The organism is Pseudomonas sp. Ost2, from assembly GCF_018326065.1.
GTDB classification, from domain to species: domain Bacteria; phylum Pseudomonadota; class Gammaproteobacteria; order Pseudomonadales; family Pseudomonadaceae; genus Aquipseudomonas; species Aquipseudomonas gingeri.
In genome coordinates, this window is sequence record NZ_AP021904.1 from 2915289 (window position 1) to 2938177 (window position 22889).

Sequence of the window (22889 nt, forward strand, 5' to 3'; positions counted from 1 at the left end):
GTCGGTGTCATGAGTGCGACGGTAGCGACCTGTCTTCGCCCAGTGACTTCAGGTAATCGCCGAAGCCGCCGCGGGCGCGGCTGTCCAGGCGGCTGCTGGTCTTCACGCTGTTGAGGGCGGTCCAGACGATATGGGCGCCGCTGCGTTGCAGGTCTTGCACCAGGTGCACGTCTTCATGGGCGGGCAGGGGTTTGAAGCCGCCGGCACGTCGATAGGCGTCGGCGCGGATGCCCAGATTGGCCCCGTGGATATGCCGGTGGCCTTCTTCGGCGTGATACAGGTGCTGGTAGCGCTGGCGCACCGCGGGGCTGTGTTCTGCCGCCCAGTCGTCGACCCTGACCGTACCGCAGACCGCGTCGGCGTCGAACGCCAATTGGCGCAGCAGCCAGTTCTGCGGCACGGTGCTGTCGGCATCGGTGCAGGCCAGCCAGCGGGCGCCGCGCTCCAGCATGTAGGCCGCGCCCGCGCGCCGGGCGAAGCCGACATTGCCCTGCCTGACCTCAAGGGTGCGTACCCCGCAGGCCTGGGCGATCAGTCCGGAGTCGTCGCTACAGGTATCCAGGACTACCAGGATCTCGACTTTTTCACCGGCATCCCGTGCCTCCCGCGCGGCCGCGGCCAATGACTCCAGGCAGGCCTGCAGCAGGGCTTGTTCGTTGTGCACGGGGATGACAACACCGATCATAAGGTTTCCTCTTCGAGGTCGATGACATAGGGTTCGGTACACCAGTGTTCGAGCAGGAAGTCCGCTTCTTCATGGCGTACCGAGCGATGCAGGGCCGGATGCGATTCCAGCAGGCGATGTACCTGTCGTCCGTCCTGGGGGCAGCCGGCGATGGGGTTCAACCAGTGACAGGCGACTATCGAACCGCCGACGCGGAGGCTGTCGCAGGCCTTGGCAATGACGTGCTGCCAGTCAGCCGGATCAAGGTAGTAGCCGATTTCACTGAGGACGATCAGGTCGAAGCGGCCTTCGGGCCAGTCGCGGGGCAGGTAGCCGTGGCGGACTTCGACGTTGGCCTGGCCTTGCAGGCGCTGCCGCGCCAGTTCGGTGGCCGTGGGGCTGGCGTCCATGCACAGCAGGTGGTCACTGCGCGGCGCCAGGGCGACGCTCAGTTCGCCGTTGGCGCAGGCCGGTTCGAAGACCCGGGCGTAGCGTTGGTGATGCAACGTCGCCAGGGTCAACTGGCGCTTGCGGGTCTCGTACCAGCGCGTACGAAAGGCCCAGGGGTCCTGGCTGGCGCTGAAGAGCTGTTCGAAGTAATCGGCGGGCAGGCTCATCGGAAAAACAACTCGAAGGGTTGCAGCAGGCGTTCCAGCACTGCCGGTGGCAGGATGGCCGTGGCGCCGGTACTGGGGTCGGCGGCGAGTTGGCTGGCATGCGCCTCGATGGCCCGCCTCTTGGCGGCGATGGCGTGGGGGGCCAGGGGGAGTTTGCGGGCCCGTGCCCAGGGCAGCCGTGGATCCTCCGGGCTTGCCCAGTGCCACGCCCAGACCGGGACTTCCAATAGCGTCGCGTGGCAATCCTGCGCCGCTGCCGCGCACGCCCGGCCGACGGCTTCATGGTCGCAGTGGGCATCGTGGCGCCAGGTCGTCAGCAGTTGGTCGCCGGGCCGCAGGATGTCTCGCAGTTGGCGCACCAGGCTGGTTTCGCTGGCCGCGACCTGCGCGTCGGCCAGGCCCAGTCGTAGCCACGGCAGGTGCCGACAATCGATACCGAGCCGCGCCAGGGCCTCGGTACTTTCGCGAGGACGCACCGCCCGCAGGCGAGCGGCAGGCCAGAGCGTCGAGTGTGGATGGCTGCCTTCGCCATCGGTGACCGAGATCAGCAACAGGTCGGCTGGGCTGCTGGCGAGGCTGGCCAGCAGCCCGCCGCACATCAGCACTTCGTCATCCGGATGCGGGGCGACAATCACCAGGCGCCGACCCGGTTCCAGCAATGCTTCCCGGGTGATCGTCGGGACCGAGCGCAAGCGCCGCGATCCCTGCCATTGCTGCAGCGACGTGCCGGGGGCCTGGATGGGATTGGGCACGAGCGGTGCCGGCCGGTTCATAGCTGCCAGTCCCGTGGCGCGCCTTGCGCCGCCAGGCGGCCGAGTTGCGCCAGGTCCCGCTCCGCGTGACTCTGGCGAATGAACACCGGCAGATCGGCACTCAGTCGGGCAAAGCGTGGGCTGCGGCAGAACGGCGTGGCTCCCAACGCCCGGCCGACATGCCACTGCACTTGCTCCACGGCGGCTTCCACGGTGGCCCTGGTCTGCCGTACGCGAAACTCGGCATCCGCATGCGGATGCCCGTCGATCCAGCTGGCGCATTCGCGCAGGGTCGCCGCGGCGCCTTGCAGGGCCGCCTCCACGGCGCCGAGATGAGCCAGCGCGTGAGGATCTTCGCGCGGTCCGGCGCAGTGGGCCCGCAGGTAGTCGGCCAGGGTCCGGGCGGCGCCATACCAGCAGGCGGCGATCCCGGCACCGCCTTGCCAGAAACCCGGCCGCTCGAGGTAGCCGTTGCGGGGGCCGACGCAGCGGCCGAGGCTCTGTTCCAGCTCCACCGTGATGCTGGCCGTGAGGCCCATGCCACAGGCCTGCCAGTCCTCGCGCTGGAAGCGCAACTGCGGTTGCTCCAGGGACAGGGCCACCAGTTGAGGCTGGTCATCTTCATCCCAGGCGGTGATCAGTGCATGGTCGATCTGCAGGGCGCCGGAGCACCAGGCCTTGCTGCCGGCGAGCCGTACCCCGGTGTCATCGCGCGAGACGATGCGTGCTCGTGCCGTGGGCGGTTCGGCGGCCCAGACGCCCCAGATACCGCCGCGGTCCAGAGCCTGCGCACCCAGTTCGGCGAGGATCGCCGTGGCATCCGTATGGCCTTCGTAAAGCTTGGCCAGGGCCAGGTCGATACCGGCGACTCGCGCCAATGAACGCCAGCGTTGCAGGGTATGCCCGCTGCCCGGCAAGGGCAGGTCGGCCTCGCCTGAAGCCAGGCAACGTTGCATGATCTCTTGCAGGTGGGTGTCGAGTTGCAGGGGCTGCTTGCGCTCACCGAAGGCTTCGAGCCATTCGCCGGACGCCGCCAGCTCATCCTTGAAAACCGTCATGGTCATGCTCCTGGAGGTGGCGACTATTTCAGTGCCGAGGGTTTGTCCGTTACCGCGTTCGGGTTCTGGCGCGGCTTGCCATGGGGCCGTTCGACCAGCGTGCGTTGGCTGAGGACGCTGTCCGGCCGCGCCTTCAGCACGTCGTATTGGTCCTGGGAACGGGCGGTCGAGTCCTGGGATTTCACCAGCAGCCACTGTTCCTTCCTGCCCGGCAGTTGTGTGCGGAACAGGGTCCAGCGACCGCCGAGTTTCTCGCCTTGCAGGGTGAAATTCAGTCTGCCCTGGGCATAACCCTGGTGCGGGTCGCCCTCGGGAAGCCACAGGCCACGGTCCCAGACAATCACCTCGCCGGCACCGTAGTGTCCTGGCGGAATGCTGCCCTCGAAGTCGGCGTAGTCCAGTGGATGGTCCTCGACGTGCACGGCCAGCCGGCGCACTGTCGGGTCCAGGCACGGCCCCTTGGGAATCGCCCAGCTTTTCAGCACGCCATCGAGTTCCAGGCGAAAGTCGTAATGCAGATGACTGGCATCGTGTTTCTGGATGCAGAAGCTCAGGGCATGGGCCGCCTGACGCGCCTGTTCACGGGCATCGCCACTGGGCTCCGGCGTGGCAGCGAAATCACGTTTGTCCTGATAGGTCTGCAAGGATCTGCCCATGGCGCGTCTCCGGAACCCGACACGCGAGGGTGCCGATTCGATACCGGGCTGGCGGATAAAGCCTGCCCCTTCCAAGCATTGTGAAAGGTCGCCGATTCAGGAGTTCAATCCAGATCACCGACCGGTCAGAAGGAGCAGTGGGGCGGGGGCGGGGTGTGCCCGAGGGCAGGGCTGGCGTCGATCGCGGCGCAGGGGACAGGTGCAGCCGGGTCGCGGGGCAGGCAGAAAAAGGCCGGGGGCGCTGTGTCTACAACGCCCGCAGCACGACGATCCCCGGGGTTTTCTTCACGTAGGCGAGGAACGGCGAATCCACCACCTTGTAGCTGCTCGACCGTGCGGAGGCGTTGCGCAGTACCGGGCCCTTGTCGGTCATGATGAAGATCCCGGTATGGGTCACGTCCAGGCCATCGGCCGGGGTGTAGATGCCGATGTAGTCACCGGTCTTCAAGCGGCTGATCACCGCGTCGTCGACGAATTCGCTGGGGATGTAGCTGATCGCCCGCGTCACCTGCGCCGCCGACTGGCCGGACTGGCCATTGTCCAGCGGGGTCTTGAGGACCTTGGTGACGGTGGTGGCGGCCGGGCTGGTTTCGCTGGTCACGTCGCGGGCATTGAGGGGCGTGGCGTGGGCCCAGTCGGTAAAGAAGTGCTTGCGCTTGAGGTAGCTGATATCGCCCTGCTCATAACGGGTGCGGACCACGTTTTCGATGAAGCGCGGCACGCTGTCGGACTTGCGCAGCGCTTCGACGTAATCGAGGTAGGTGAAGCAGTCCAGCCCGCGGAAGTCGATCACCAGCTGTTCCGCCGAGGTCGCCGAGCCGACCAGCATGTGCGGCACATAGGGGGTGCCGAGGAAGCTGGCGGAGATCTCGTTGATTCTCTCGCCGGGATCGGTGTGGGTGTCCCGGCCCAACCGCGATTCGATCAGCTTGATCTTGCCCAGGGTGTAGTCGTCCAGCTTGAGCGGGGCATCGACAGACGGCCTGGTGAAACCGGTCAGCATCAGGCCAAGCACCAGGCCCGACAACACTGACATCATCTTGCTCATACAGTCTCCGGTGGGCACGAGGGGGTGCGTGCCGACGGCCATTGTTTTCTTCGCGACGGCGGCTGTCAAAAAAAACTGCAGGTGGACGGGATGAGCGTTTTCCGGACGGCTTTCATCCCACGGGGCGAACGCGATATTCTGGCCGATGCCAGTTTCCCCGGTCTTCCCTGAGCGCCTTCATTCATGTCCGAATCACCCCCGACGGGGCATCGCCAATTCAGTCGCAGCCTCAAGACGCTGAATCTCGCCTATCTGAACGAGGCGGGCCAGGAAAAGGTCGCGCCGGTTCTCGGTCGGCGGATTGCCTTTGTGCTGCTGGACAACTTCTCGATGATGGCCTTCACCGGTGCGTTGGATGGCCTGGTCACCGCCAATCTGCTGGGGCGGGCGGCGTTGTATGAAGTGAAGACCTTCGGTATCGATCACCCGCAGATCACCTGCGACCTGGGCATCACCATTGCCGCCGATGGCTGTATTGCCGACCTGCGTCCCGATGGCGCGGACCTGCTGATCGTCTGCGGCGGCTTGCGCAGCCCGTTGCAGCCGGCTGGCAGGCTGGTGGAGAAGCTGCGCCAGTGTGCCCAGCGTTCCATGCAACTGGGCAGTCTGTGGAACGGTTGCTTCCAGCTGGCCCATGCCGGCCTGCTGGACGACCGGGCCTGCACCGTGCATCCGGAGAACCGCGCCGGACTGATGGAAATCTGCCCCACCGTGCGACTGTTGCCGCAGCCCTATGTCGTCGACGCCGGGTTGATCAGTTGCGCGGGGGCCAACAGTGCCCTTGGCCTGATCCTCAATGTGATTCGCGCGCAGCAGGGCGATGAGCTGGTGCGCGGTATCGAGGCCATCCTCAGTTGCGACCGCAGCGAGCAGACCGACAACATGCCGCTGGCCCGGGTGTCCCGCGATCCGCGCCTGCCGGTGGCCCTGCAAGGACTGCTGGACCTGATGGAAAACAATATCGAGGATCCGCTGGAACTCGACCAGCTGGCCGCCTACGTCAATCTGTCGCGGCGCCAGGTGGACCGGCTGTTCCAGCAGTTCATGCAGAGCTCGCCCAAGCGCTATTACCTGGAACTGCGCCTGACCCGGGGACGGCAACTGTTGCTGCAGACCAACGAATCGGTGATCACCATCGCCACTGCCTGCGGCTTTGTCAGCTCGGCGCACTTCAGCCGCTGTTTCCGCGACTTCTTCGGCCATACCGCCAGCGAGGCCCGCGCCCGCCATCGCTGAACCCCTGGCCTTGACCTCGATCAAGGCCGACTCCCGTGACAGCGCTACTGTAGCCACTCCAGCCGGGCCAGGGATTGCTCGTGGGAGCAAGGGGCCCGGTACACGCTCAAGGAGGAGGTAGTCATGCGTTCATTGAAAATCATTCTGTTGGCGTCGGCGTTCAACGGTCTTACCCAGCGTGCCTGGCTGTCGCTGCGTGAGGCCGGTCATGAACCCAGCGTGGTGTTGTTCACCCATGGGGATGAGGTGTGCCGGCAGATCGAACACACCGGGGCGGACCTGGTGATCTGTCCGTTTCTCAAGGATCGCGTCCCCGAACGCCTGTGGCGCGACGCCACGCGTCCGGTGGTGATCATCCACCCGGGAATCGTCGGCGATCGGGGGGCCAGTGCCCTGGACTGGGCCATCACCCGGCAGTTGCCGCGCTGGGGCGTAACCGCCTTGCAGGCCGCCGAGGAGATGGACAGCGGCGCGATCTGGGCGACTCGCGAGTTCGACATGCCCGAGGAAGTGCGCAGGTCGCAGTTGTACAACGGCCCCGTGGCCGATGCCGCCCTGGCATGCATACACGAGGTGGTGGCGAAGCATGCAACGGACTTTGTGCCGACCCCGCTGGACTACGGCTCGCCGCGGGTATTCGGGCGCCTGCAGCCGAACATGAAACAGAGCGATCGCAGCTTCAACTGGCATGACAGCGCCACCTTCATCAAGCGCCGCATCGACGCCGCCGATGGTCAGCCGGGCGTGCTTGCCAGCCTTCAGGGCGAACAGTACTACCTGTATGACGCTCACCTGGACCGCCGCTGCGGCACGCCGGGCCAATTGCTGGCGGTGCATGATGACGCCGTGCTGGTCGCCACCGGTGATCGCAGCCTGTGGATCGGCGCGTTGCGGCGCAAACCGGCTGCCGGCGAGGAGACTTTCAAGCGCCCGGCCCGGCATGTGCTGGCCGGACGCCTGGACCAGGTGCCGACCCTGGACTGGTCGATCGCCAGCGATCCGCAGTGCGTCGAGGCCTACCAGCCGATTCGTTATCGCCGGGTCGGCGCGGTCGGCGAGCTGACCTTCGAGTTCTACAACGGCGCCATGAGCACCGAGCAATGTCGCCGGCTGGTCAGCGCATTGCGCTGGGCCAAGGCGCAGGACACCCGGGTCCTGGTGTTTCGCGGCGGCCACGGCAGTTTCTCCAATGGCGTGCACCTGAACGTGATCCAGGCGGCCGTGGTGCCGGGGCTCGAGGCCTGGGCCAATATCCGCGCGATCAACGATGTCTGCCGTGAACTGCTGGGGGCCCGGCAACTGGTGATCAGTGGCCTGACCGGCAGTGCCGGGGCCGGCGGGGTGATGCTGGCGCTGGCGGCGGATGTGGTGCTGGCCCGCGACGGCATCGTGCTCAATCCGCACTACAAGACCATGGGCCTCTACGGCTCCGAATACTGGACCTACAGCCTGCCGCGCGCGGTGGGCAGCGAGCGCGCCCTGCAACTGACCCAGGAATGCCTGCCGCTCGGCACCGCCCAGGCGCTGGCGATGGGCCTGGTCCAGGGCGTCGGACCGCGTTGTCCGCGGGCCTTTGGCGAGTGGTTGATGGCCGAGGCCCAGGGCCTGGTCGACAAGCCGCAACTGGCGCGGGAAGACAAGCTCGCACCGGACCTGGAATCGATGGAGTTCTGCCGTGACCTGGAGCTGGCACAGATGCAGCAGGACATGGTGCAGGACCGTCACCACTTCGCCGAGAAGTGCCGCAACTTCGTGCTCAAACGCAGAGCCTGCGACACTCCCGAGCGCCTGATTGCGCCCTGGGCCCGGCCGGCCCGGGCGGCGAGCGGGGTGCTGATCTGTTAACCGGCCCCTAGCACATGGGCATGCCCGAGGGTCGACACCAGCACCTGGCTGCCGACCCTCGGGGCCTGTATGCCCGTGCTGCGCACCAGCAGCGCGCGCTTGTCCGGACTCCGCAGTTCCACCGTCAAGGTGCAGGTGTTGCCGCCGAAATCGCAGTCGGTCACCACGGCGGCACAGGCATTGCCATCGACCTGGCCCGCTCCCGGCGTGCTCAGTTGCAACTGCTCGGGGCGCAACATGATCCGTGCCTCGCCGTGGCTGCCTTCGTCATTCACTGCAATCCGTCCCAGGTCGCAGTCTGCCCAGCCGTTATCGACCCGCGCGGGCAGGATCACCGCATCGCCGAGGAACAGCGCGGTGTCCGCATCGTCGGGGCGCAGGTAGAGATCCATCGGTGGCCCGGCCTGCACCAGCCGACCCTTGCGCATCACCGCCAACTGGTCGGCAAAGGACAGCGCTTCGGCCTGGTCGTGGGTGACCAGGATGGTGGTCACACCGGCGTCCGACAGCAGTCGCGCGACCATCTTGCGCATCGCCGCGCGCAGCCCGGTATCGAGGGCGGAGAAGGGCTCGTCCAGCAGCATCAGCCGTGGTCGTTGCGCCAGTGCCCGGGCCAGGGCGACCCGTTGCTGCTGGCCGCCGGACAGCTCGTGAGGCCAGCGTCCGGCCATCTGCGCGTCCAGGGACACCTGTTCCATCAGTTCGGCGACACGCGGCTGTTTCGTGGCCGGCTTGCCGGAAAGACCGAAGCCGATATTGTCGGCCACCGTCATGTGCGGGAACAGCGCGCCGTCCTGCGGGACATAGCCGATCAGGCGCTGGTGGGCCGGAACCTGGGTCCTGGCGTCCACCAGCGGCTGGCCGTCGAGGAGGATGCTGCCGGCATCGGGAAATTCGAAACCGGCGATCATCCGCAGCAGGGTGGTCTTGCCCGAGCCGGAAGGCCCGACAATGGCCGTGCGGCTGCCGGTGGCGATCGACAGGTTGATGTCTTCCAGGGCCGACTGCGTCCCGAAGGATTTGTAGAGGGAATGGAGTTCCAGAGCGTTCATCGGCCCGCCGTGCGTTTGGATTGGTAGTAGAGAAGCCCGGTCAGCGGCAGTGACAGCAGGATCATGATCAAGGCGTAGGGCGCGGCCCCGGCGTAGTCGATCTCGCTGGTCAGTGCCCAGAAGCCGGTAGCCAGGGTGCGCGTGCCGTTGGGCGCGAGCAGCAGGGTGGCGGTCAGTTCGTTGGTGATCGCCAGGAACACCAGTGCCGCTCCGGCGGCGGCGCCGGGCGCGGCCAGGCGCAGGGTGATCGACCACAGGGCCCGGGCCGGCGAACGCCCCAGGCTGCGGGCGATGTTTTCCAGCTCTACCGGCGCCTGGGCGATACCGGCGCGCAAGCTCACCAGGGCGCGGGGCATGAACATCAGCAGGTAGGCCAGCAGCACGGTGAGCGAGGTCTGGTAGATCGGCCGGGCAAAGCTGATGGTCACCGTGACCAGGGCCAGCGCGACCACGATGCCGGGCAGGGAACTGGTGATGTAGTTGCAGCTTTCCAGCAGGCGGTACAGGCGCCCCGGCGAGCGGATCGACAACCAGGCCACGGGCACCGCCGCACAGGTGGTCAGCAGCGCCCCGGCGGCACCGAGCAGCAGCGTCTGTTCCAGGGCCGGCAGCAATTCGTCCAGTTGCCAGACCTCACGCCCCCCGGCGATCAGCCAGTTGCCAAGGGTGATCAAGGGCACGCCGAGGGCGAGCACGCTGCTGATCAGTGGAATGCTCATGGCCAGTACGGTGGTGGTGCGGTCGAGCCGTACCGTGCGTTGCTGTCGCGCGCTGCCGGAGCCGACCCGGGCATAACGCGCCTTGCCCCGGGCGGCGGATTCGACGGTCAGCAGCAACAGGCAGCACAGCGCCAGGATACCGGCCAGGGTATGGGCTGCCGGGCCGCTGAAGGTCGACTTGAACTGGTCGAAGATCGCCGTGGTGAACGTGTCGAAGCGGATCATCGCATAGAGGCCGTATTCGGCCAGCAGGTGCAGGCCCACCAGCAGCGCGCCGCCGCAGATCGCCAGGCGCAGTTGCGGCAGGACGATGCGGAAAAACACCGCCCGGGGCTTGAGTCCCAGGGACTCGCCGACATCCTCGATGGCCGGGTCGAGACGGCGCAGGGTGGCGGCAATAGGCAAGTAGAGAAACGGGAAATAGGCGATCACCGAGACCAGCACACCGGCGAACAAGCCATGGATCGGTGGCACCAGGCTGACCCAGGCGTAGCTGTGGACGAACGCCGGCACGGCCAGCGGTGCGGTTGCCAGCAACGACCAGGCGCGGCGGCCGGGCAGGTCGGTGCGTTCGGTCAACCAGGCCAGGGCCAGTCCCAGCGCCACGCACAGGGGGATGGTGATGACCATCAGCAACAGGGTGTTGACCAGTAACTCGGCCACTCGCGGGCGCCAGACCAGTGCTTCGAGTGTGGCCCAGCCGGTTTGCCAGGTGGAGAGGATCACGAAGGCGATGGGCAGTAACGCCAGCAAAGACACCAGCAGCGACAGCCCGATGATCCAGGGATTGCCCTGGTGCCCGAAGCGTTTTCTGGAGCGCAGACGCGAAAGCGCCGCAGGCGCGTGAGCGACTGCGGCGGGGTCCAGAGGGGGAATGGACTCCTGGATCAATTACAGGATTCCGGCCTGGGTCATCAGTTCCACGGCCTTCTTGCTGTCGAGCTTCGAGGCATCGACCTTCGGCGCATCGAGATCCTTGAGCGGCACCAGTTTCGCGTTGGACTCGGCGTCGACGCCCACCGCGTATTCGAACGAGTTGCCGTTCTTGAGGACTGCCTGGCCACCTTTGCCGGTGACCCACTTGAGGAATGCCTGGGCTTCTTCCGGGTGCTTGCTGGACTTGAGCACGCCGCCGCCCGAGGTGCTGACAAAGGCGCCCGGGTCCTGGTGCTTGAAGTAGTGCAGGGAGGTGTTCTTGCTGTTCTCGCCGGTCTTGGCCTGGTCGCCGAAGCTGTAGTAGTGATAGATCACGCCGCTTTCGACCTGCCCGGCATTGACCGCCTTGAGCACGGCGCTGTTGCCGCGATAGATCGAGGCATTGGTCTTCATTGCCTTGAGCCAGTCCAGGGTCGCGGCTTCACCCTTGAGCTCCAGCACGGCGGCGACGATGGCCTGGAAGTCGGCACCGGCCGGTGACGCGGCCCAGCGGCCTTTCCACTCGGGCGAGGCGAGGTCGAGCAGGGACTTGGGCAATTGCGCTTCGGTCAGCTTGCTCTTGTTGTAGACGAACACGGTGGAGCGGGCGGCGATGCCGACCCAGTTGCCGTGGGCCGGACGGTAGGCCGCACCGATCTGTTCCAGGGTGGTCGGCGCGACCGGGGCGAACAGCTTGGCGTTGTCCACCAGGACCATGGCCGGGGAGTTCTCGGTGAGGAACACGTCCGCCGGAGACTTGTCGCCTTCCTGCACCAGCTGGTTGCCCATCTCGGTGTCATCGCCGTTGCGCAGGGTCACCTTGATCCCGGTTTCCTTGGTGAAGCCATCGATCCAGGCCTTGGTCAGGCTTTCGTGCTGGGCGTTGTAGACCACGATGCCATCGGCACTGGGCGCCGCGTAGACGTGGCCTGCGTTCAGCAACGCGGTGGCCACCAGGGCGGTCTTGAGAAACGAGGGGAGACGGGAAATCATTGGGAGGAAGCTCCTGCGGTCTTGTTGAATGTGTGGCAGGCGTTGGCAGGTGCGTTTGCGCCCGATTCGCCGGTCCAGTTAAACAATAGGAATCATTCGCATGTTTGTCCGGGCGGGAATGTAGAGCGCGAGATGAGAAAAAAACGTCAAATAAACCGTTAATCGATGTCGTTTGTATTTTGATTGAGACTCAGAGCTTGGCCAGCAGCCGGCTCAACTGGTTTTTCGCGGCGTCACCGCTGTGGGCGCGCTTGAGCAGGCCCTGAGTCATGTTCTTGTACATCGCCACAGCTTCTGGGGAAGAGGTGACGCTGGCGATTCCGGTATGAATATTGGGCAGTTCGCCCAGCCGATAGGGGCTGACGGCGACATAGCTGGTGTGTGCCTGCTGGAAAATCTGGAAGGTCGCACTGGGCAGGGTTTCATCGATCAGGTAGATATTCACGCGGCCGCCGTCGCTGCCGATCTTCTCGATCAGGTGCTCTATCTCACGACGGGCCAGCAGGGCTCTTTCCATTCTCACACTGGTGGGCAGGTCCAGCCGGCCCACCAGGCCGATGTGCAGGTAGCGTTCTATCTGGCGCAGGCTGATGATCGAGTGGACCTCGAAATTCTGTTTGGAGAAGGTTGCCTTGCGCTCGTTGAGAATATCGAGGATCTGCGTCTGCATGGCGTCCTGGCGGGCATCGAAGTCGTTGGGGCGCGCTTCATCGAGCATGGTCCTGAACAGCTCGGAGTACTCGGGTGTGGTCAGCAGATAGGAGAAGGGGTCGAAGTAGGACTGGATGCGGGTGGAGCGAGCTTCGAGCTGGCGCATCCGTTCGAAGTAGCCCAGGGCGTTGTCGAAGTACTCGGTATCCGAACCCAGCAGGCTGTTGAACGAGACGTTCAGCAGTTCGGCCAACCGCTCCAGGGTTTCGAGCTTGACGATCTTGCCCAGTTCCAGGCGATACACCGCCGCCCTGGAAATATCCAGTTTTTCCGCCACCTGGTCGGCATTCATCTGGCGTCCGATCCGGTAGGCCCTGAGGCGCTCGCCGATGGCTTGGTAGTCGATTTGGCTCACTGTGGCTCCGAAAGTCTGAACGCGTCCGTGGGTGGCAGCCAATAGCTCCATCTGTTGCGGTGGCGACCGTCAAGGAAAAGGTCGCGGCACGCACAAGGAAATTTCTTGACCTGTATCGGGCTTGTCTGTATCAATATTTAGACGAGATAAATTTACTCGTCTAAAAAATACAAAAAAGGCTTGGCCATGTCTATCTGATTGGCTCGTCGCGCTGTGCCCATAACTATAAGAAATCGGAGCTCACCCCATGCGTCATGTATTCGCAGTGCCTTCGTTCGTCTCGATTTTGTCCCTTGTCCCCTCGATTTGCCTGCTGGCTCCGCTGGCCTGGGGCGATACGTTGGTCGGCTATCGCTACAGCGCCCATTACACAGAGCCGGGCAATGGCGGAGATGTCGCCAAGCAGATTCTGCAGGTGTCCCATGTGAGCGGTTATTCGCTGGGGCAGAATTTCGTCAACCTGGATGTGTTCAAGTCCGATCGCAGCGATCCGGCAAAGGGTGGCGGCAGCGGCGCCACCGAGGTCTACGTGACTTACCGTAACCAGATGCAGTATGGAAAGGTCTTCGGCACGCCACTGGCGTTCGGTCCGGTGCGGGACCTGGCCCTGACGGCCGGCTTTGACTACAACGACAAGGACAACGCCTTCGGCCCCAACAAGCGCATGCTGGTGTTCGGTCCGACCGTCAAGTTCGCCCTGCCGGCCGGGTTTGTCGACGCCAGCCTCTACTACGCCAGGGAATGGAATCATTGCGGCCTGGATGCGTGCGACAGGCCGGGGAATCACAACGAGATCCTGTTCGCCCCGTATTACCAGTTCAATGTGAACTGGGGCGTGCCCTTTGCCGTGGCCGGGTTACCGCTCAAGTTCCAGGGTTATTACCTGCTCAACGGCAGCAAGGGAGACGATTACCAGCAGCAGTCCACGGCGCCCGAGCAACTGATGCGCGCCTCGCTGATGCTGGATGTCGGCCGACTTGGCTGGGGCGCCAGCAATGTGCTGTGGATCGGTCCGGGCTACGAATACTGGCGAAACAAATTCGGTAATCATGACCGGCCTGGTGTGGGTACCGATGCGCTCTCGGTCAATATCGAGTGGCACTTGTGATTTTTTTTGATGAATCAGTATCAAAAATTAGACATCTCGTCTCATTTGTTCGTAGACTGCGGCACGGCGCTTGCTTCATGAAGCGTGCGTGATGCCAGTAAGGATGAGTCGGGGTAACGGCAAGCTCGCCTCTATCGGCGTACTGCCAACAACATCCAGAAAAACAAGAGGTTATGATCGTGACGGCGCAAAACGATTCGACTGCCGCAAACGCGGCTGCATCACCACGCAAGGCCCTGGTTGCCAGTGTAACGGGATACGCGATGGATGGTTTCGACCTGCTGATCCTCGGTTTCATGTTGCCGACCATCACCCTGGCCCTGGGCCTGAGCAGTTCCGAAGCCGGTTCGCTGGTGACCTGGACCCTGCTTGGCGCGGTGATCGGTGGCCTGGTCTTCGGTCAGTTGAGTGACCGCTATGGACGGGTCAAGATGCTCAGTGCCTGCATCCTGGTGTTCTCCGTGTTTACCGGACTGTGCGCATTGGCCCAGGGTTATTGGGATCTGCTGGCGTATCGCACGCTGGCCGGTTTCGGCCTGGGCGGCGAGTTCGGTATCGGCATGGCGCTGATCGCCGAGACCTGGCCGACCAGCCAGCGCAATCGGGCTTCGTCCTATGTCGGCATGGGGTGGCAGGCCGGGGTCCTGGCCGCGGCGTTGCTGACGCCGTTGCTGCTGCCGCACATTGGCTGGCGTGGCATGTTCCTGGTGGGGCTGGTGCCGGCGCTGTTGTCGTTCTGCATCCGCCATACCATGGGCGAGCCGCAGGCGTTTCTCAAGGCGGCAAGCAATCCGATTTCCTTTACCCGTCGCTTTGCCGAACTGTTCAAGGACGTTCAGACCACCAAGGCCAGCCTCGGGGTCATCGTGCTGACCTCGGTACAGAACTTCGGCTACTACGGCATCATGATCTGGATGCCCAGTTATCTGTCCCGGCAGTTCGGTTTTTCCCTGACGGCCTCGGGGACCTGGACCGCCGCGACGGTAGTGGGCATGGCCTTCGGTATCTGGTTGTTCGGCCAGTTGGCCGACCGTTTCGGGCGCTGGAAGATCTTTCTGCTCTACCAGGGCAGCGCCGCCTTGATGGTGCTGCTGTACGCCAACCTCACCGATCCGCTGACGATGCTGTTCGCCGGGGTGGTGATGGGCATCTTCGTCAACGGCATGATTGGCGGCTACGGCGCCCTGATCTCCGACCTGTACCCGGCCCAGGTGCGTGCCACCGCGCAGAACGTGCTGTTCAACGTCGGACGCGGTGTCGGTGGTTTCGGGCCGCTGGTGGTCGGCGCGATTGCCCTGGCGTATTCGTTCTCGGCGGCGATCATGCTGCTGGCCTCGATCTATCTGCTGGCGATGGCGGCGACCCTGTTCCTGTTGCCACGCAGTCAGGGGGATGAGGGGCAGGCGCCGGCCGCGCCGCTCTCGCCGCAGGAGCAATAGCCGGTAAGGGCAAGGACGCCCGGATATTTGCGAAAGTACCGTATCAAAAATTAGACATGCATGACGAGCTGGCGTAAAGTCAGCTCAGAAGAACAGTGAAAAACAGCGGATACCGCCTTGATCAGAGGAGGTGTCGCATTCTTTTGATTGTTGTGTATCAAAAATTAGACAAGAAGAGGTCCTTCCAATGACTGTGGTCTCCAGCTGCTGCCAGGCTATCGCCGTCACACCGCCCAACGACACGCTGGCGGTGGTGCTGTCCAACGAATGGGTCAATGACGAGTACAAGCGCCTGGTGCTCCAGGCCGGCGGTGCCGCCAGTGAATCCCGGCCCGGACAGTTCTTCAATCTGCTGTGTCCGAGCGACGGCGAGTACAAGCCGTTCTTCCGTCGTCCCATGAGCACCTACAAGGCCGATCCGCTGAGTGGCGAGGTGGAGTTTCTCTACAAGGTGACCGGCAAGGGCACCTATGGCCTGGATACGCTGCGACCGCAACAGACCCTGGAGATCCTCGGGCCCCTGGGCAAAGGCTTCGACCTCGACCCGGACTGGCGTCACATGATCATCGTCGCCCGTGGCGTGGGCCTGGCGACGCTCGCACCGCTGGCGGAAGCAGCCCATGCCCTGGGCATCAGCCTGACGGCGGTGCTCAGTGCCCGCAGCGAAAAAAGCCTGTTGTCCCGCGAGCGTTTCGCTTCGCTGGGAGCCGAGGTCATCAGCGTCCTCGATGAAGATGGCAGTAGCGGGCTGGAGCACATCGAAGCGTTGCTGCGCCGCGTCATCGCTCGCGAGGGCAGCAATGCCCTGTTCACCTGTGGCTCCAGACGCCTGACGCGTCTGCTCAAGCGCCTGTGCGGCGAGTTGCACCTGAGCGGCCAGGTGGCCCTGGAGCAGCAGATGGTCTGCGGCCTGGGCATGTGCCAGTGCTGCGTCGATGTATTTGAAGTCGCAGGGTTGAAGATCGGTAAGCGCGTTTGCCTGGAAGGGCCGGTGTTCGACCTGGCGGAGGTGGTGGAATGATTGATTTGAGCGTGAAGATCGGCGGTTTGCACCTGCGCAATCCGGTGATGCCGGCCTCGGGCACCTTCGCCGAGGAACTCAGCCACCTGCTGGATTTCAACGCCCTGGGGGCGCTGGTGACGAAGACCATCACCACTGAAAAGCGCAGTGGAAACCCGATGCCGCGGGTCTGCGAACTGGCCGATGGGATGATGAATGCCATCGGTATTCCCAGCAAAGGCGCCGACAGTTTTATCGACAAGGTGGTGCCGTTCTATCGCGACTACGACACGCCGTTGATTGTCAGCATTTCCGCGCCCACCGCCCAAGGCTTCGCCGACCTCGCCGCGCGCCTGGGCGATGTGCCGGGCATCGCCGGGATCGAAGCGAATATTTCCTGTCCGAACCTGGAGGCCCACGGCCAGTCATTTGGCATGCAGGCCGACAGCACGCGGCAGGTGGTCCGGTTGATGCGCAAGGCAACGGCATTGCCACTGTGGGTCAAGTTGACCCCCAACAGCGGCGAGATCGTCGAGATCGCCCTGGCGGCCGAAGAGGAGGGTGCCGACGCAGTGGTGGTCGGCAATACCCTGCTGGGCCTGTCCATCGATATCGAGAAAGGTCGTGCCCGCCTGGGCAATTTCATGGGCGGGATTTCCGGCGCCATGATCAAGCCGCTGATGGTCCGTCTGACCTATCAGTGTGCGCAGGCCCTGCGCATCCCGGTGATCGGTTGCGGCGGTATCTCCACCGCCGACGATGCCCTGGAGTTCATCCTTGCCGGTGCCACTGCAGTGCAGGTCGGCACCGCGACTTTCATCCATCCCCGGACCATGAACCTGATGGTCGACGAACTGGACGTGTATTGCCGGCGCAAGGGGGTCAGTCGCCTGAGCAGCTTGATCGGCAGTCTCGACGATGCGCCGGCCGAGCCGTTTGGAGCACTGCCATGAACTCACTGTGGCAGGCCCAGGCCAGCAGGATCTTTGCCGATATCGCCGAGTTGTCACGCGATCCCAAGGAGGGTATTACCCGGGAAAGCTACGGCCCCGGCGAAAGCGCGGCGATTGCCTACCTGTGCGACTACGCCCTGGCGCGCGGGCTTGAGGTCAATCGCGACCGCGCCGGCAATGTGATCTTTCAGCGTCGTGACGATTCCGGCTTGCCGGCCATCTGGTATGGGTCGCACCTGGACTCGGTCCCCCAAGGTGGTAACTACGATGGTCTGGCCGGGGTAGTGGCTGGTCTGTTGTGCCTGTGTCGGCTGGACCAGGAGCAGGTGCGCACCGCATGGCCTTTTCGCGTCCTCGGCTTGCGGGGCGAGGAGAGTGCCTGGTATGGCAAGTCCTATATCGGTTCGCGGGCGGTGATGGGCGGACTCACCGGGGAAGACTTGCAGCGGGTTAACCGCTTCAGCCAAAAAAGCCTGGGCGATGCCCTGCAGTCGGTCGGCGCTGACCTCGACGCGATCCGCCGCCAGCAATGGTTGATCGAGCGCGAGCAGTTCGCCGGCTACCTGGAAGTGCATATCGAACAGGCCGAGTCCCTGGAGAAAGCCGGCCAGGCCATCGGCATTGTCCCCGGCATTCGCGGCAACCTGCGCCACAACCGGGTCCGTTGCCTGGGCGAAGACGGCCATTCCGGGGCGGTGTCCCGCGAGGATCGTCACGATTCGGTGTTCGCCGTCAGCGAGCTGGTGGCGCGGATCGATGAATGCTGGGAGCAATGGCTGGCCGCCGGACAGGACCTGGTGGTGACGGTCGGCACCTTGGGCACCAACAGCGCTCATCATGCGGTGTCGCGAATCCCCGGCGAAGTCAGTTTCAGTCTGGAGATCCGCAGCCTGCAACAGCCGACGCTGGAGCGTTTCCATGCATTGATCCTGCATGAGGTGCGGTTGATCGAAGCGCGGCGCCGGGTGATCTTCGAGTTCGACGAGCGTGTCGACACCGCGCCGGCCGCCATGCATCAACCTTGGGTCGAACTGTTCAGCCGCCTGACCCGCGAGCAGGGCTGGGCCGGTATGCAGACGCCCAGTGGCGCGGGACACGACGCGGCGGTGTTCGCCAACGCAGGGATTCCCAGCGCGATGTTGTTTATCCGGAACCAGCATGGCTCCCATAACCCCCATGAAGCGATGGACGTCGACGATTTCGTCAGGGCGACCGAAGTACTTTATCTCGCCAGCCAGGAGTTGAATCCATGACACAGCAAGGCAATTCGTGGTTGATCCGCAACGCCACCTTGATCAATGAAGGGCAGCGTTTTATCAGCGACCTGTGGGTCCGCGACGGCCGCATCGCACGGATCGCTCCGGTCATCGAGGTGCCTGCCGATACCCCGGTGATCGAGGCAGGCGGCCTGTGGTTGCTGCCCGGGATGATTGACGACCAGGTGCATTTTCGCGAGCCGGGACTGACCCACAAGGCGGATATCGCCAGCGAGTCGCGAGCCTGCGCCGCGGGCGGCATCACCAGCTTCATGGAAATGCCCAACACCCGGCCGCCGGCGCTGGACCAGGCGTCCCTGGAAGCGAAGTACGCGATCGCCGCCGGGTCCTCGGTGGTCAACTACGCCTTTTATCTGGGGGCCAGCAACGACAACCTGGAGGCCATTCGCCGCATCGACCCGCGCAGCACGCCGGGGGTGAAGGTGTTCATGGGGGCCTCGACCGGCAATATGCTGGTGGACGATCCGCAGGTGCTGGACGGGATTTTCCGCGACACACCGGTGATGATCATCACCCATTGCGAAGACACACCGATGATCGACGCCAACCTGGCCCGGGCCACGCTCGAATATGGCGAGGCCATCCCGGCCCGCGAGCATCCGCTGATCCGTTCTCGCGAGGCGTGCATCCAGTCCACCCGGCTGGCCATCGACCTGGCTCGCAAGCATGGCAGCCGCTTGCATGTGCTGCATATCTCCACTGCCGAAGAGCTGGAGCTGTTCGAACCGGGGCCATTGGCGAGCAAGCGCATCACCGCCGAAACCTGCGTGCATTTCCTCCATTTCAATGACCTGGACTACGAGCGGCTGGGGTTCCTGCTCAAGTGCAACCCGGCGGTGAAGAGCGAGACGGACCGCCAGGCCATTGTCCGGGCGCTGGCCGATGGGCGTATCGACGTGCTGGCCACCGACCATGCACCGCACCTGCTGGAAGAAAAGCAGGCGCTCTACACCAAGGCACCCTCGGGTCTGCCGCTGGTGCAGTTTGCACTTCAGGCAGCGCTGGAGCGGGTGTTCGCCGGGGAGTTGAGCCTGGAACGGGTGGTCGAGGTCACCAGCCATGCGCCAGCCCGGTTGTTCGACGTGGTCGGACGCGGCTTTCTGCGCGAGGGCTACGCGGCGGACCTGGTCCTGGTGGATCCGCATTCGCCGCATCGGGTCGAGCGCTCCCAGGTCTTGTCCAAATGCGGCTGGAGCCCGTTCGAGGGCACGACCTTTTCGTCGCGGATTGTCGGCACCTTCGTCAACGGCCAGCGGGTCTGGGACGGTAGCGCCATTGTTCCTGACATTCACGGACAGCGCCTGGCATTCGATCGCTGAAGCCTGCCTTGTATTCAATGACCATAAGGAACGAACCATGAATTTTTCAGCTGTTGTCCAGGAGTTCCGCAATGCCTTGCCGGGCACCGATTCCTTCAAGCGCGTACGGGTGCAATGCGAACAGATCATCCGCACGCTGCCCGAGCAGGCGGCCATCTGTTTTGTCATCGGCGAGTTCTGCCGGGCCTATGTGCTGTTCTATGAAGATCAGGAAGTTCGTCCGGAGTTTGCCCAGCAGATCCAGGCGCAGTTGCTGGGTTACATGGACAGTCTTGACGAAGCCTTGCGCACCGCCGACAGCGGCCTGATCGCCGCTGCCCTGAATGAGGTGGTGGTGGCCTATGCCGGCAGTCGCGGCTTGGTCTGAGCGTCTTGCCCGGCGAAACGGATCACCAGTCGGGCGAAGAAGGCACCGGTGAAGATCACCGCCAGCAGGCGCAGGGTCTGCATTGCCAGGACCAGGCCGATATCGGAATGGGTGTCGACCGCGATGATCGCCATGGTATCCAGCCCGCCGGGGCTGGTGGCCAGGTAGACCGAGAGGAAATCCAGGCCGAGCCACTTCGCCAGGACCCAGGCCGAGGCGGCGCAGAGGGCGATCAGGCTGATGGCGCCGAGGATCATCGTCGGCAGGCGTTTCCACACATACAGCACGGTGGGTCGGTCGAACCGCAGGCCGACGAAACAGCCGATGGCTCCGTACGCGACCGCCAGCAGTCCGGCGGGCAGGGTGATATGCAGCAGTCCGGAAAGCTGCAGGGCCCCGCCGATCAGCAGCGGCACCAGCAGGGCGCCGGCGGGAATGCGCGCACCGAGGACTACGCCGAGCACCGCGGTCGCCAGGGTCAGCCCCAGGTCGACCAGACTGAAACCGTGCAGGACGGCCTCTGTGGCATGCAGTCCGGTGCCATTGGCGGGGGCCTCCAGCACATGGCTCACCAGCGCCCCGATCACCACCACGCAAACCACGCGGACATATTGCATGGTTGCCACGACCCTGCCATCGGCACCGAAATCATCGGCCATCAGGACCATGGCCGATGCCGCGCCCGGTGAGGTGCCCCAGGCGGCGGTGCTGGCCTGGATCCCGCCGAAACGCACCATCGCCAGGCCCACCAGCGAGCTCAGGCACACCGTCAGCACCGTGGCGAACAGCATCAGGTGCCAGGATTCGGCCATCGACGTCAGTACCGCCAGGGTCATGGAGTGGGCGGCGAGCAGGCCGATGCAGCCCTGGCCGAAGCGAAACGCCTGCCGGTGAATGCGGATGTTGGCGCCACTGACGCCAAAGCCGATGGCCACCAGCATTGGCCCGATAAATTGCCCGGCCGGCAGGCTGGCGTGCTTGAGCAGTTGTCCGGCGGTGCCGGCGAGGATGATCAGGGCCAGCCATTGCAATGGGCGGGGCCAGGTGGTCAGGGAGAACCGTGATGACGAGGATGATGCAGGCAAGAAACACACTCCAGAGCGCTGGACGCGCCTGTTGCAGGGCGTTGGGATCGGCGCGGCAGATAAATTATTGATAACGCAATCGATCAAGTCCAGACTCTAATTGTGATGAAACGATAACTTTGGTTGATCAATTATGGATCTGCGGGATCTCACCTATTTCGAAACGATTGCCGAACTGGGGCACCTGGGGCGGGCGGCCGAAAAGCTCAATCGCAGCCAGCCGGCACTGACCAAGAGCATCCAGCGCCTTGAGGAGTCGTTCGGCACCAAACTGTTCGAGCGCGAGGGGCGGCGGATCAAGTTGACACCGGTCGGCATGCTGTTGCAGCAGCGCGGCCGGCAGTTGCAGCAGAGCATTGCCGAGACCCATCGGGAGGTACGCGACTTCGCCAGTGGCGTGCTGGGCAATATCCGCTTGGGCTGTGCGGCGAGCATGGCCGAATACCTGCTGCCGCAACTGACTGCGGCCTTGCTCGAACGGGCCCCGGAGATCACCCTGAACCTGGCGATCGGCCAGGACGACATGCTGCGCGAATCCCTGCGTTCCGGGCGCCTGGACATGGTGATCTGTCCGCTGTTCGACGACTCGCAGTTGCTGTCCCACCCGTTGTTCGACGACGAGGCGGTAGTGGTCGCCAGTCGCAATCATCCGATCTTCGACGGGCCGATTCGTCTGAGCGAGCTGGGGCGCTATCGCTGGGTGCTGCCGGCGGCCGGCGTGTCATCGCGGCGCTGGATCGACAATGTGTTCCTTGCTCACGACCTGCCGCTGCCTTCGGTGCAGATCGAGACCAACACGATTTCCCTGCTGCCGCGCCTGATCGGTCAGACCCGGCTGCTGAGCTTCCTCGCACGCGAGACCCTGGAGGACGTGCGGGGCGCGATGCACCTGCGTGAAGTACGCCTCAAGGAAACCACCATGAAGCGCACCCTGGTGGTTTCCGTACGGGCCGGCGGCTATCTGTCGCCGGCCGCGCAGACCATGCTCGATCTGCTCAAGCGCGATGGCCGGGCGTTTTTCAGTGAGCGTTGACAGCGGGAATTCCTACGCGATGTGTTCTTGTCTGACCACTTAATCGCCGAATCCGCCTACGATCCAGAATATTGTGTTCCGTGAACCATCGGTTCACGCTATAGTCATGATCAAGACTTTCCGACACAAGGGCCTGAAGGCCTATTTTGAATCCGGGACCACCCGGGGGATTCAGGCCGGTCATGCCAGGCGACTGGGGCTCATCCTCGCTGCTCTTGATATGGCCGCGAGTCCAGGCGAGCTCGATCTTCCGGGTTATCGCCTGCATTTGCTCAAGGGGCGGTTGGCCGGGTATTGGTCAATGACCGTCAGCGGTAACTGGCGTGTGATTTTCCAGTTTGTCGGGGTGGACGTCGAGCTGGTCGATTACCTCGACTATCACTGAAAGGAGGCCATTCATGGCCATGCATAATCCTCCGCATCCTGGCTTCATGATTCAGGAGATGCTGCCGGAACTGAACATAACGATCGCTGAGATGGCTCGGCGCCTGCATTTTTCCCGTGAAATGCTTTCACGGGTGATCAATGGTCGGGCACCCATCAGCCCTGATCTGGCTGTGCGCCTGGAGCGCTCCGGTTTGAGCACTGCTCGTTTCTGGCTGGGCCTGCAAATGAACTATGACCTGTGGCAAGCTGAACACCGCGAGCAGCCAGCGGTTGGTCGGTTGGTCGCGGCCTGAAAGGGCG

22 protein-coding genes and 1 pseudogene are annotated in these 22889 nt (G+C 64.0%); 12 read left to right on the forward strand and 11 right to left on the reverse strand.

Annotated elements, in window-relative coordinates:
• Positions 1 to 7: 7 nt before the first annotated feature.
• The 6 genes and pseudogenes from KI243_RS12765 to KI243_RS12790 all read right to left on the reverse strand — a co-directional run bounded on the left by KI243_RS12765 (position 8) and on the right by KI243_RS12790 (position 4795).
• Positions 8 to 685 (reverse strand): glycosyltransferase, encoded by a 678-nt coding sequence (locus tag KI243_RS12765; RefSeq protein WP_212810907.1) that lies wholly within the window; start codon positions 683 to 685, stop codon positions 8 to 10.
• Positions 682 to 1281, reverse strand: coding sequence for a class I SAM-dependent methyltransferase (locus KI243_RS12770; RefSeq protein WP_017129073.1), 600 nt, complete (start codon positions 1279 to 1281; stop codon positions 682 to 684). Before KI243_RS12770 ends, KI243_RS12765 begins: the two co-directional genes overlap by 4 nt.
• Positions 1278 to 2054 carry a PIG-L family deacetylase gene (locus KI243_RS12775; protein ID WP_017129074.1) on the reverse strand — a complete coding sequence of 259 codons (777 nt, stop codon included), beginning with the start codon at positions 2052 to 2054 and terminating at the stop codon, positions 1278 to 1280. The genes KI243_RS12770 and KI243_RS12775 overlap by 4 nt, the downstream gene beginning before the upstream one ends.
• On the reverse strand, positions 2051 to 3091 hold the full coding sequence (locus tag KI243_RS12780) for a hypothetical protein (protein WP_017129075.1): 1041 nt from the start codon (positions 3089 to 3091) through the stop codon (positions 2051 to 2053). The genes KI243_RS12775 and KI243_RS12780 overlap by 4 nt, the downstream gene beginning before the upstream one ends.
• Before the next feature lie 86 nt (positions 3092 to 3177).
• Positions 3178 to 3747 (reverse strand): annotated as a pseudogene (locus KI243_RS12785) (DNA polymerase ligase N-terminal domain-containing protein); the annotation flags it as partial.
• Between the two features lie 247 nt (positions 3748 to 3994).
• A complete protein-coding gene (locus tag KI243_RS12790; protein ID WP_017129077.1) occupies positions 3995 to 4795 on the reverse strand; it encodes a DUF1460 domain-containing protein in 801 nt (266 codons plus the stop codon).
• Positions 4796 to 4978: 183 nt separating this feature from the next.
• Here KI243_RS12790 and KI243_RS12795 point away from each other — a divergent pair, with 183 nt between their 5' ends.
• Together KI243_RS12795 and KI243_RS12800 are read left to right on the forward strand one after the other, a co-directional pair.
• Positions 4979 to 6031, forward strand: a complete 1053-nt coding sequence (locus tag KI243_RS12795) for a GlxA family transcriptional regulator (RefSeq protein WP_017129078.1) — start codon at positions 4979 to 4981, stop codon at positions 6029 to 6031.
• Positions 6032 to 6154: 123 nt separating this feature from the next.
• Entirely contained in the window at positions 6155 to 7876 is a 1722-nt protein-coding gene (locus KI243_RS12800) for a hydrogenase maturation protein (protein ID WP_212810908.1), read from the forward strand.
• On the opposite strand, the gene KI243_RS12805 is transcribed toward KI243_RS12800, so the two are convergent.
• The 4 genes from KI243_RS12805 to KI243_RS12820 form a co-directional block, all read right to left on the reverse strand.
• On the reverse strand, positions 7873 to 8928 hold the full coding sequence (locus KI243_RS12805) for an ABC transporter ATP-binding protein (RefSeq protein WP_212810909.1): 1056 nt from the start codon (positions 8926 to 8928) through the stop codon (positions 7873 to 7875). The genes KI243_RS12800 and KI243_RS12805 overlap by 4 nt on opposite strands.
• Positions 8925 to 10469, reverse strand: a complete 1545-nt coding sequence (locus KI243_RS12810; protein ID WP_178991981.1) for an iron ABC transporter permease — start codon at positions 10467 to 10469, stop codon at positions 8925 to 8927. The genes KI243_RS12805 and KI243_RS12810 overlap by 4 nt, the downstream gene beginning before the upstream one ends.
• A gap of 69 nt (positions 10470 to 10538) precedes the next feature.
• Positions 10539 to 11555 (reverse strand): iron ABC transporter substrate-binding protein, encoded by a 1017-nt coding sequence (locus KI243_RS12815; RefSeq protein ID WP_178991966.1) that lies wholly within the window; start codon positions 11553 to 11555, stop codon positions 10539 to 10541.
• 190 nt (positions 11556 to 11745) lie between these two features.
• A complete protein-coding gene (locus KI243_RS12820) occupies positions 11746 to 12621 on the reverse strand; it encodes a helix-turn-helix transcriptional regulator (RefSeq protein WP_017129083.1) in 876 nt (291 codons plus the stop codon).
• A gap of 247 nt (positions 12622 to 12868) precedes the next feature.
• Here KI243_RS12820 and KI243_RS12825 point away from each other — a divergent pair, with 247 nt between their 5' ends.
• The 7 genes from KI243_RS12825 (at position 12869) to KI243_RS12855 (ending at position 20084) form a co-directional block, all read left to right on the forward strand.
• Complete coding sequence (locus KI243_RS12825) at positions 12869 to 13729, forward strand: hypothetical protein (RefSeq protein ID WP_017129084.1); 861 nt, start codon at positions 12869 to 12871, stop codon at positions 13727 to 13729.
• A gap of 173 nt (positions 13730 to 13902) precedes the next feature.
• Complete coding sequence (locus tag KI243_RS12830; RefSeq protein ID WP_042936822.1) at positions 13903 to 15168, forward strand: MFS transporter; 1266 nt, start codon at positions 13903 to 13905, stop codon at positions 15166 to 15168.
• Positions 15169 to 15355: 187 nt separating this feature from the next.
• Positions 15356 to 16189, forward strand: a complete 834-nt coding sequence (locus KI243_RS12835; protein ID WP_017129086.1) for a dihydroorotate dehydrogenase electron transfer subunit — start codon at positions 15356 to 15358, stop codon at positions 16187 to 16189.
• Positions 16186 to 17121, forward strand: a complete 936-nt coding sequence (locus tag KI243_RS12840; protein ID WP_103033122.1) for a dihydroorotate dehydrogenase — start codon at positions 16186 to 16188, stop codon at positions 17119 to 17121. Before KI243_RS12835 ends, KI243_RS12840 begins: the two co-directional genes overlap by 4 nt.
• Complete coding sequence (locus KI243_RS12845; RefSeq protein ID WP_017129087.1) at positions 17118 to 18374, forward strand: Zn-dependent hydrolase; 1257 nt, start codon at positions 17118 to 17120, stop codon at positions 18372 to 18374. The genes KI243_RS12840 and KI243_RS12845 overlap by 4 nt, the downstream gene beginning before the upstream one ends.
• Positions 18371 to 19717, forward strand: a complete 1347-nt coding sequence (locus tag KI243_RS12850) for a dihydroorotase (protein WP_017129088.1) — start codon at positions 18371 to 18373, stop codon at positions 19715 to 19717. The genes KI243_RS12845 and KI243_RS12850 overlap by 4 nt, the downstream gene beginning before the upstream one ends.
• 37 nt (positions 19718 to 19754) lie before the next feature.
• Positions 19755 to 20084: a hypothetical protein gene (locus KI243_RS12855; RefSeq protein WP_017129089.1), complete on the forward strand. Its 330-nt coding sequence runs from the start codon at positions 19755 to 19757 to the stop codon at positions 20082 to 20084.
• Here the strand turns inward: KI243_RS12855 and KI243_RS12860 are convergent.
• Entirely contained in the window at positions 20057 to 21169 is a 1113-nt protein-coding gene (locus tag KI243_RS12860) for an AbrB family transcriptional regulator (protein WP_042936827.1), read from the reverse strand. The two genes, KI243_RS12855 and KI243_RS12860, sit on opposite strands and share 28 nt — an antisense overlap.
• A 133-nt stretch (positions 21170 to 21302) precedes the next feature.
• Between KI243_RS12860 and KI243_RS12865 the strand changes: the two genes are divergently transcribed.
• The 3 genes from KI243_RS12865 (at position 21303) to KI243_RS12875 (ending at position 22882) form a co-directional block, all read left to right on the forward strand.
• Entirely contained in the window at positions 21303 to 22202 is a 900-nt protein-coding gene (locus KI243_RS12865; protein ID WP_017129091.1) for a LysR family transcriptional regulator, read from the forward strand.
• Between the two features lie 106 nt (positions 22203 to 22308).
• Positions 22309 to 22587 carry a type II toxin-antitoxin system RelE/ParE family toxin gene (locus KI243_RS12870; protein ID WP_017129092.1) on the forward strand — a complete coding sequence of 93 codons (279 nt, stop codon included), beginning with the start codon at positions 22309 to 22311 and terminating at the stop codon, positions 22585 to 22587.
• A 13-nt stretch (positions 22588 to 22600) separates the two neighbouring features.
• A complete protein-coding gene (locus KI243_RS12875; RefSeq protein WP_017129093.1) occupies positions 22601 to 22882 on the forward strand; it encodes a HigA family addiction module antitoxin in 282 nt (93 codons plus the stop codon).
• The last annotated feature ends 7 nt before the right edge of the window (positions 22883 to 22889 follow it).

What these genes read in the sequence shown, in the direction of transcription:
- KI243_RS12815 (WP_178991966.1), bottom strand. Translation starts at nt 11,555, where the DNA reads ATGATTTCCCGTCTCCCCTCGTTTCTCAAGACCGCCCTGGTGGCCACC.
- KI243_RS12795 (WP_017129078.1), top strand. Translation starts at nt 4,979, where the DNA reads ATGTCCGAATCACCCCCGACGGGGCATCGCCAATTCAGTCGCAGCCTC.
- KI243_RS12780 (WP_017129075.1), bottom strand. Translation starts at nt 3,091, where the DNA reads ATGACGGTTTTCAAGGATGAGCTGGCGGCGTCCGGCGAATGGCTCGAA.
- KI243_RS12845 (WP_017129087.1), top strand. Translation starts at nt 17,118, where the DNA reads ATGAACTCACTGTGGCAGGCCCAGGCCAGCAGGATCTTTGCCGATATC.
- KI243_RS12770 (WP_017129073.1), bottom strand. Translation starts at nt 1,281, where the DNA reads ATGAGCCTGCCCGCCGATTACTTCGAACAGCTCTTCAGCGCCAGCCAG.
- KI243_RS12870 (WP_017129092.1), top strand. Translation starts at nt 22,309, where the DNA reads ATGATCAAGACTTTCCGACACAAGGGCCTGAAGGCCTATTTTGAATCC.
- KI243_RS12830 (WP_042936822.1), top strand. Translation starts at nt 13,903, where the DNA reads ATGATCGTGACGGCGCAAAACGATTCGACTGCCGCAAACGCGGCTGCA.
- KI243_RS12850 (WP_017129088.1), top strand. Translation starts at nt 18,371, where the DNA reads ATGACACAGCAAGGCAATTCGTGGTTGATCCGCAACGCCACCTTGATC.
- KI243_RS12825 (WP_017129084.1), top strand. Translation starts at nt 12,869, where the DNA reads ATGCGTCATGTATTCGCAGTGCCTTCGTTCGTCTCGATTTTGTCCCTT.
- KI243_RS12765 (WP_212810907.1), bottom strand. Translation starts at nt 685, where the DNA reads ATGATCGGTGTTGTCATCCCCGTGCACAACGAACAAGCCCTGCTGCAG.
- KI243_RS12875 (WP_017129093.1), top strand. Translation starts at nt 22,601, where the DNA reads ATGGCCATGCATAATCCTCCGCATCCTGGCTTCATGATTCAGGAGATG.
- KI243_RS12800 (WP_212810908.1), top strand. Translation starts at nt 6,155, where the DNA reads ATGCGTTCATTGAAAATCATTCTGTTGGCGTCGGCGTTCAACGGTCTT.
- KI243_RS12775 (WP_017129074.1), bottom strand. Translation starts at nt 2,054, where the DNA reads ATGAACCGGCCGGCACCGCTCGTGCCCAATCCCATCCAGGCCCCCGGC.
- KI243_RS12865 (WP_017129091.1), top strand. Translation starts at nt 21,303, where the DNA reads ATGGATCTGCGGGATCTCACCTATTTCGAAACGATTGCCGAACTGGGG.
- KI243_RS12855 (WP_017129089.1), top strand. Translation starts at nt 19,755, where the DNA reads ATGAATTTTTCAGCTGTTGTCCAGGAGTTCCGCAATGCCTTGCCGGGC.
- KI243_RS12835 (WP_017129086.1), top strand. Translation starts at nt 15,356, where the DNA reads ATGACTGTGGTCTCCAGCTGCTGCCAGGCTATCGCCGTCACACCGCCC.
- KI243_RS12805 (WP_212810909.1), bottom strand. Translation starts at nt 8,928, where the DNA reads ATGAACGCTCTGGAACTCCATTCCCTCTACAAATCCTTCGGGACGCAG.
- KI243_RS12790 (WP_017129077.1), bottom strand. Translation starts at nt 4,795, where the DNA reads ATGAGCAAGATGATGTCAGTGTTGTCGGGCCTGGTGCTTGGCCTGATG.
- KI243_RS12840 (WP_103033122.1), top strand. Translation starts at nt 16,186, where the DNA reads ATGATTGATTTGAGCGTGAAGATCGGCGGTTTGCACCTGCGCAATCCG.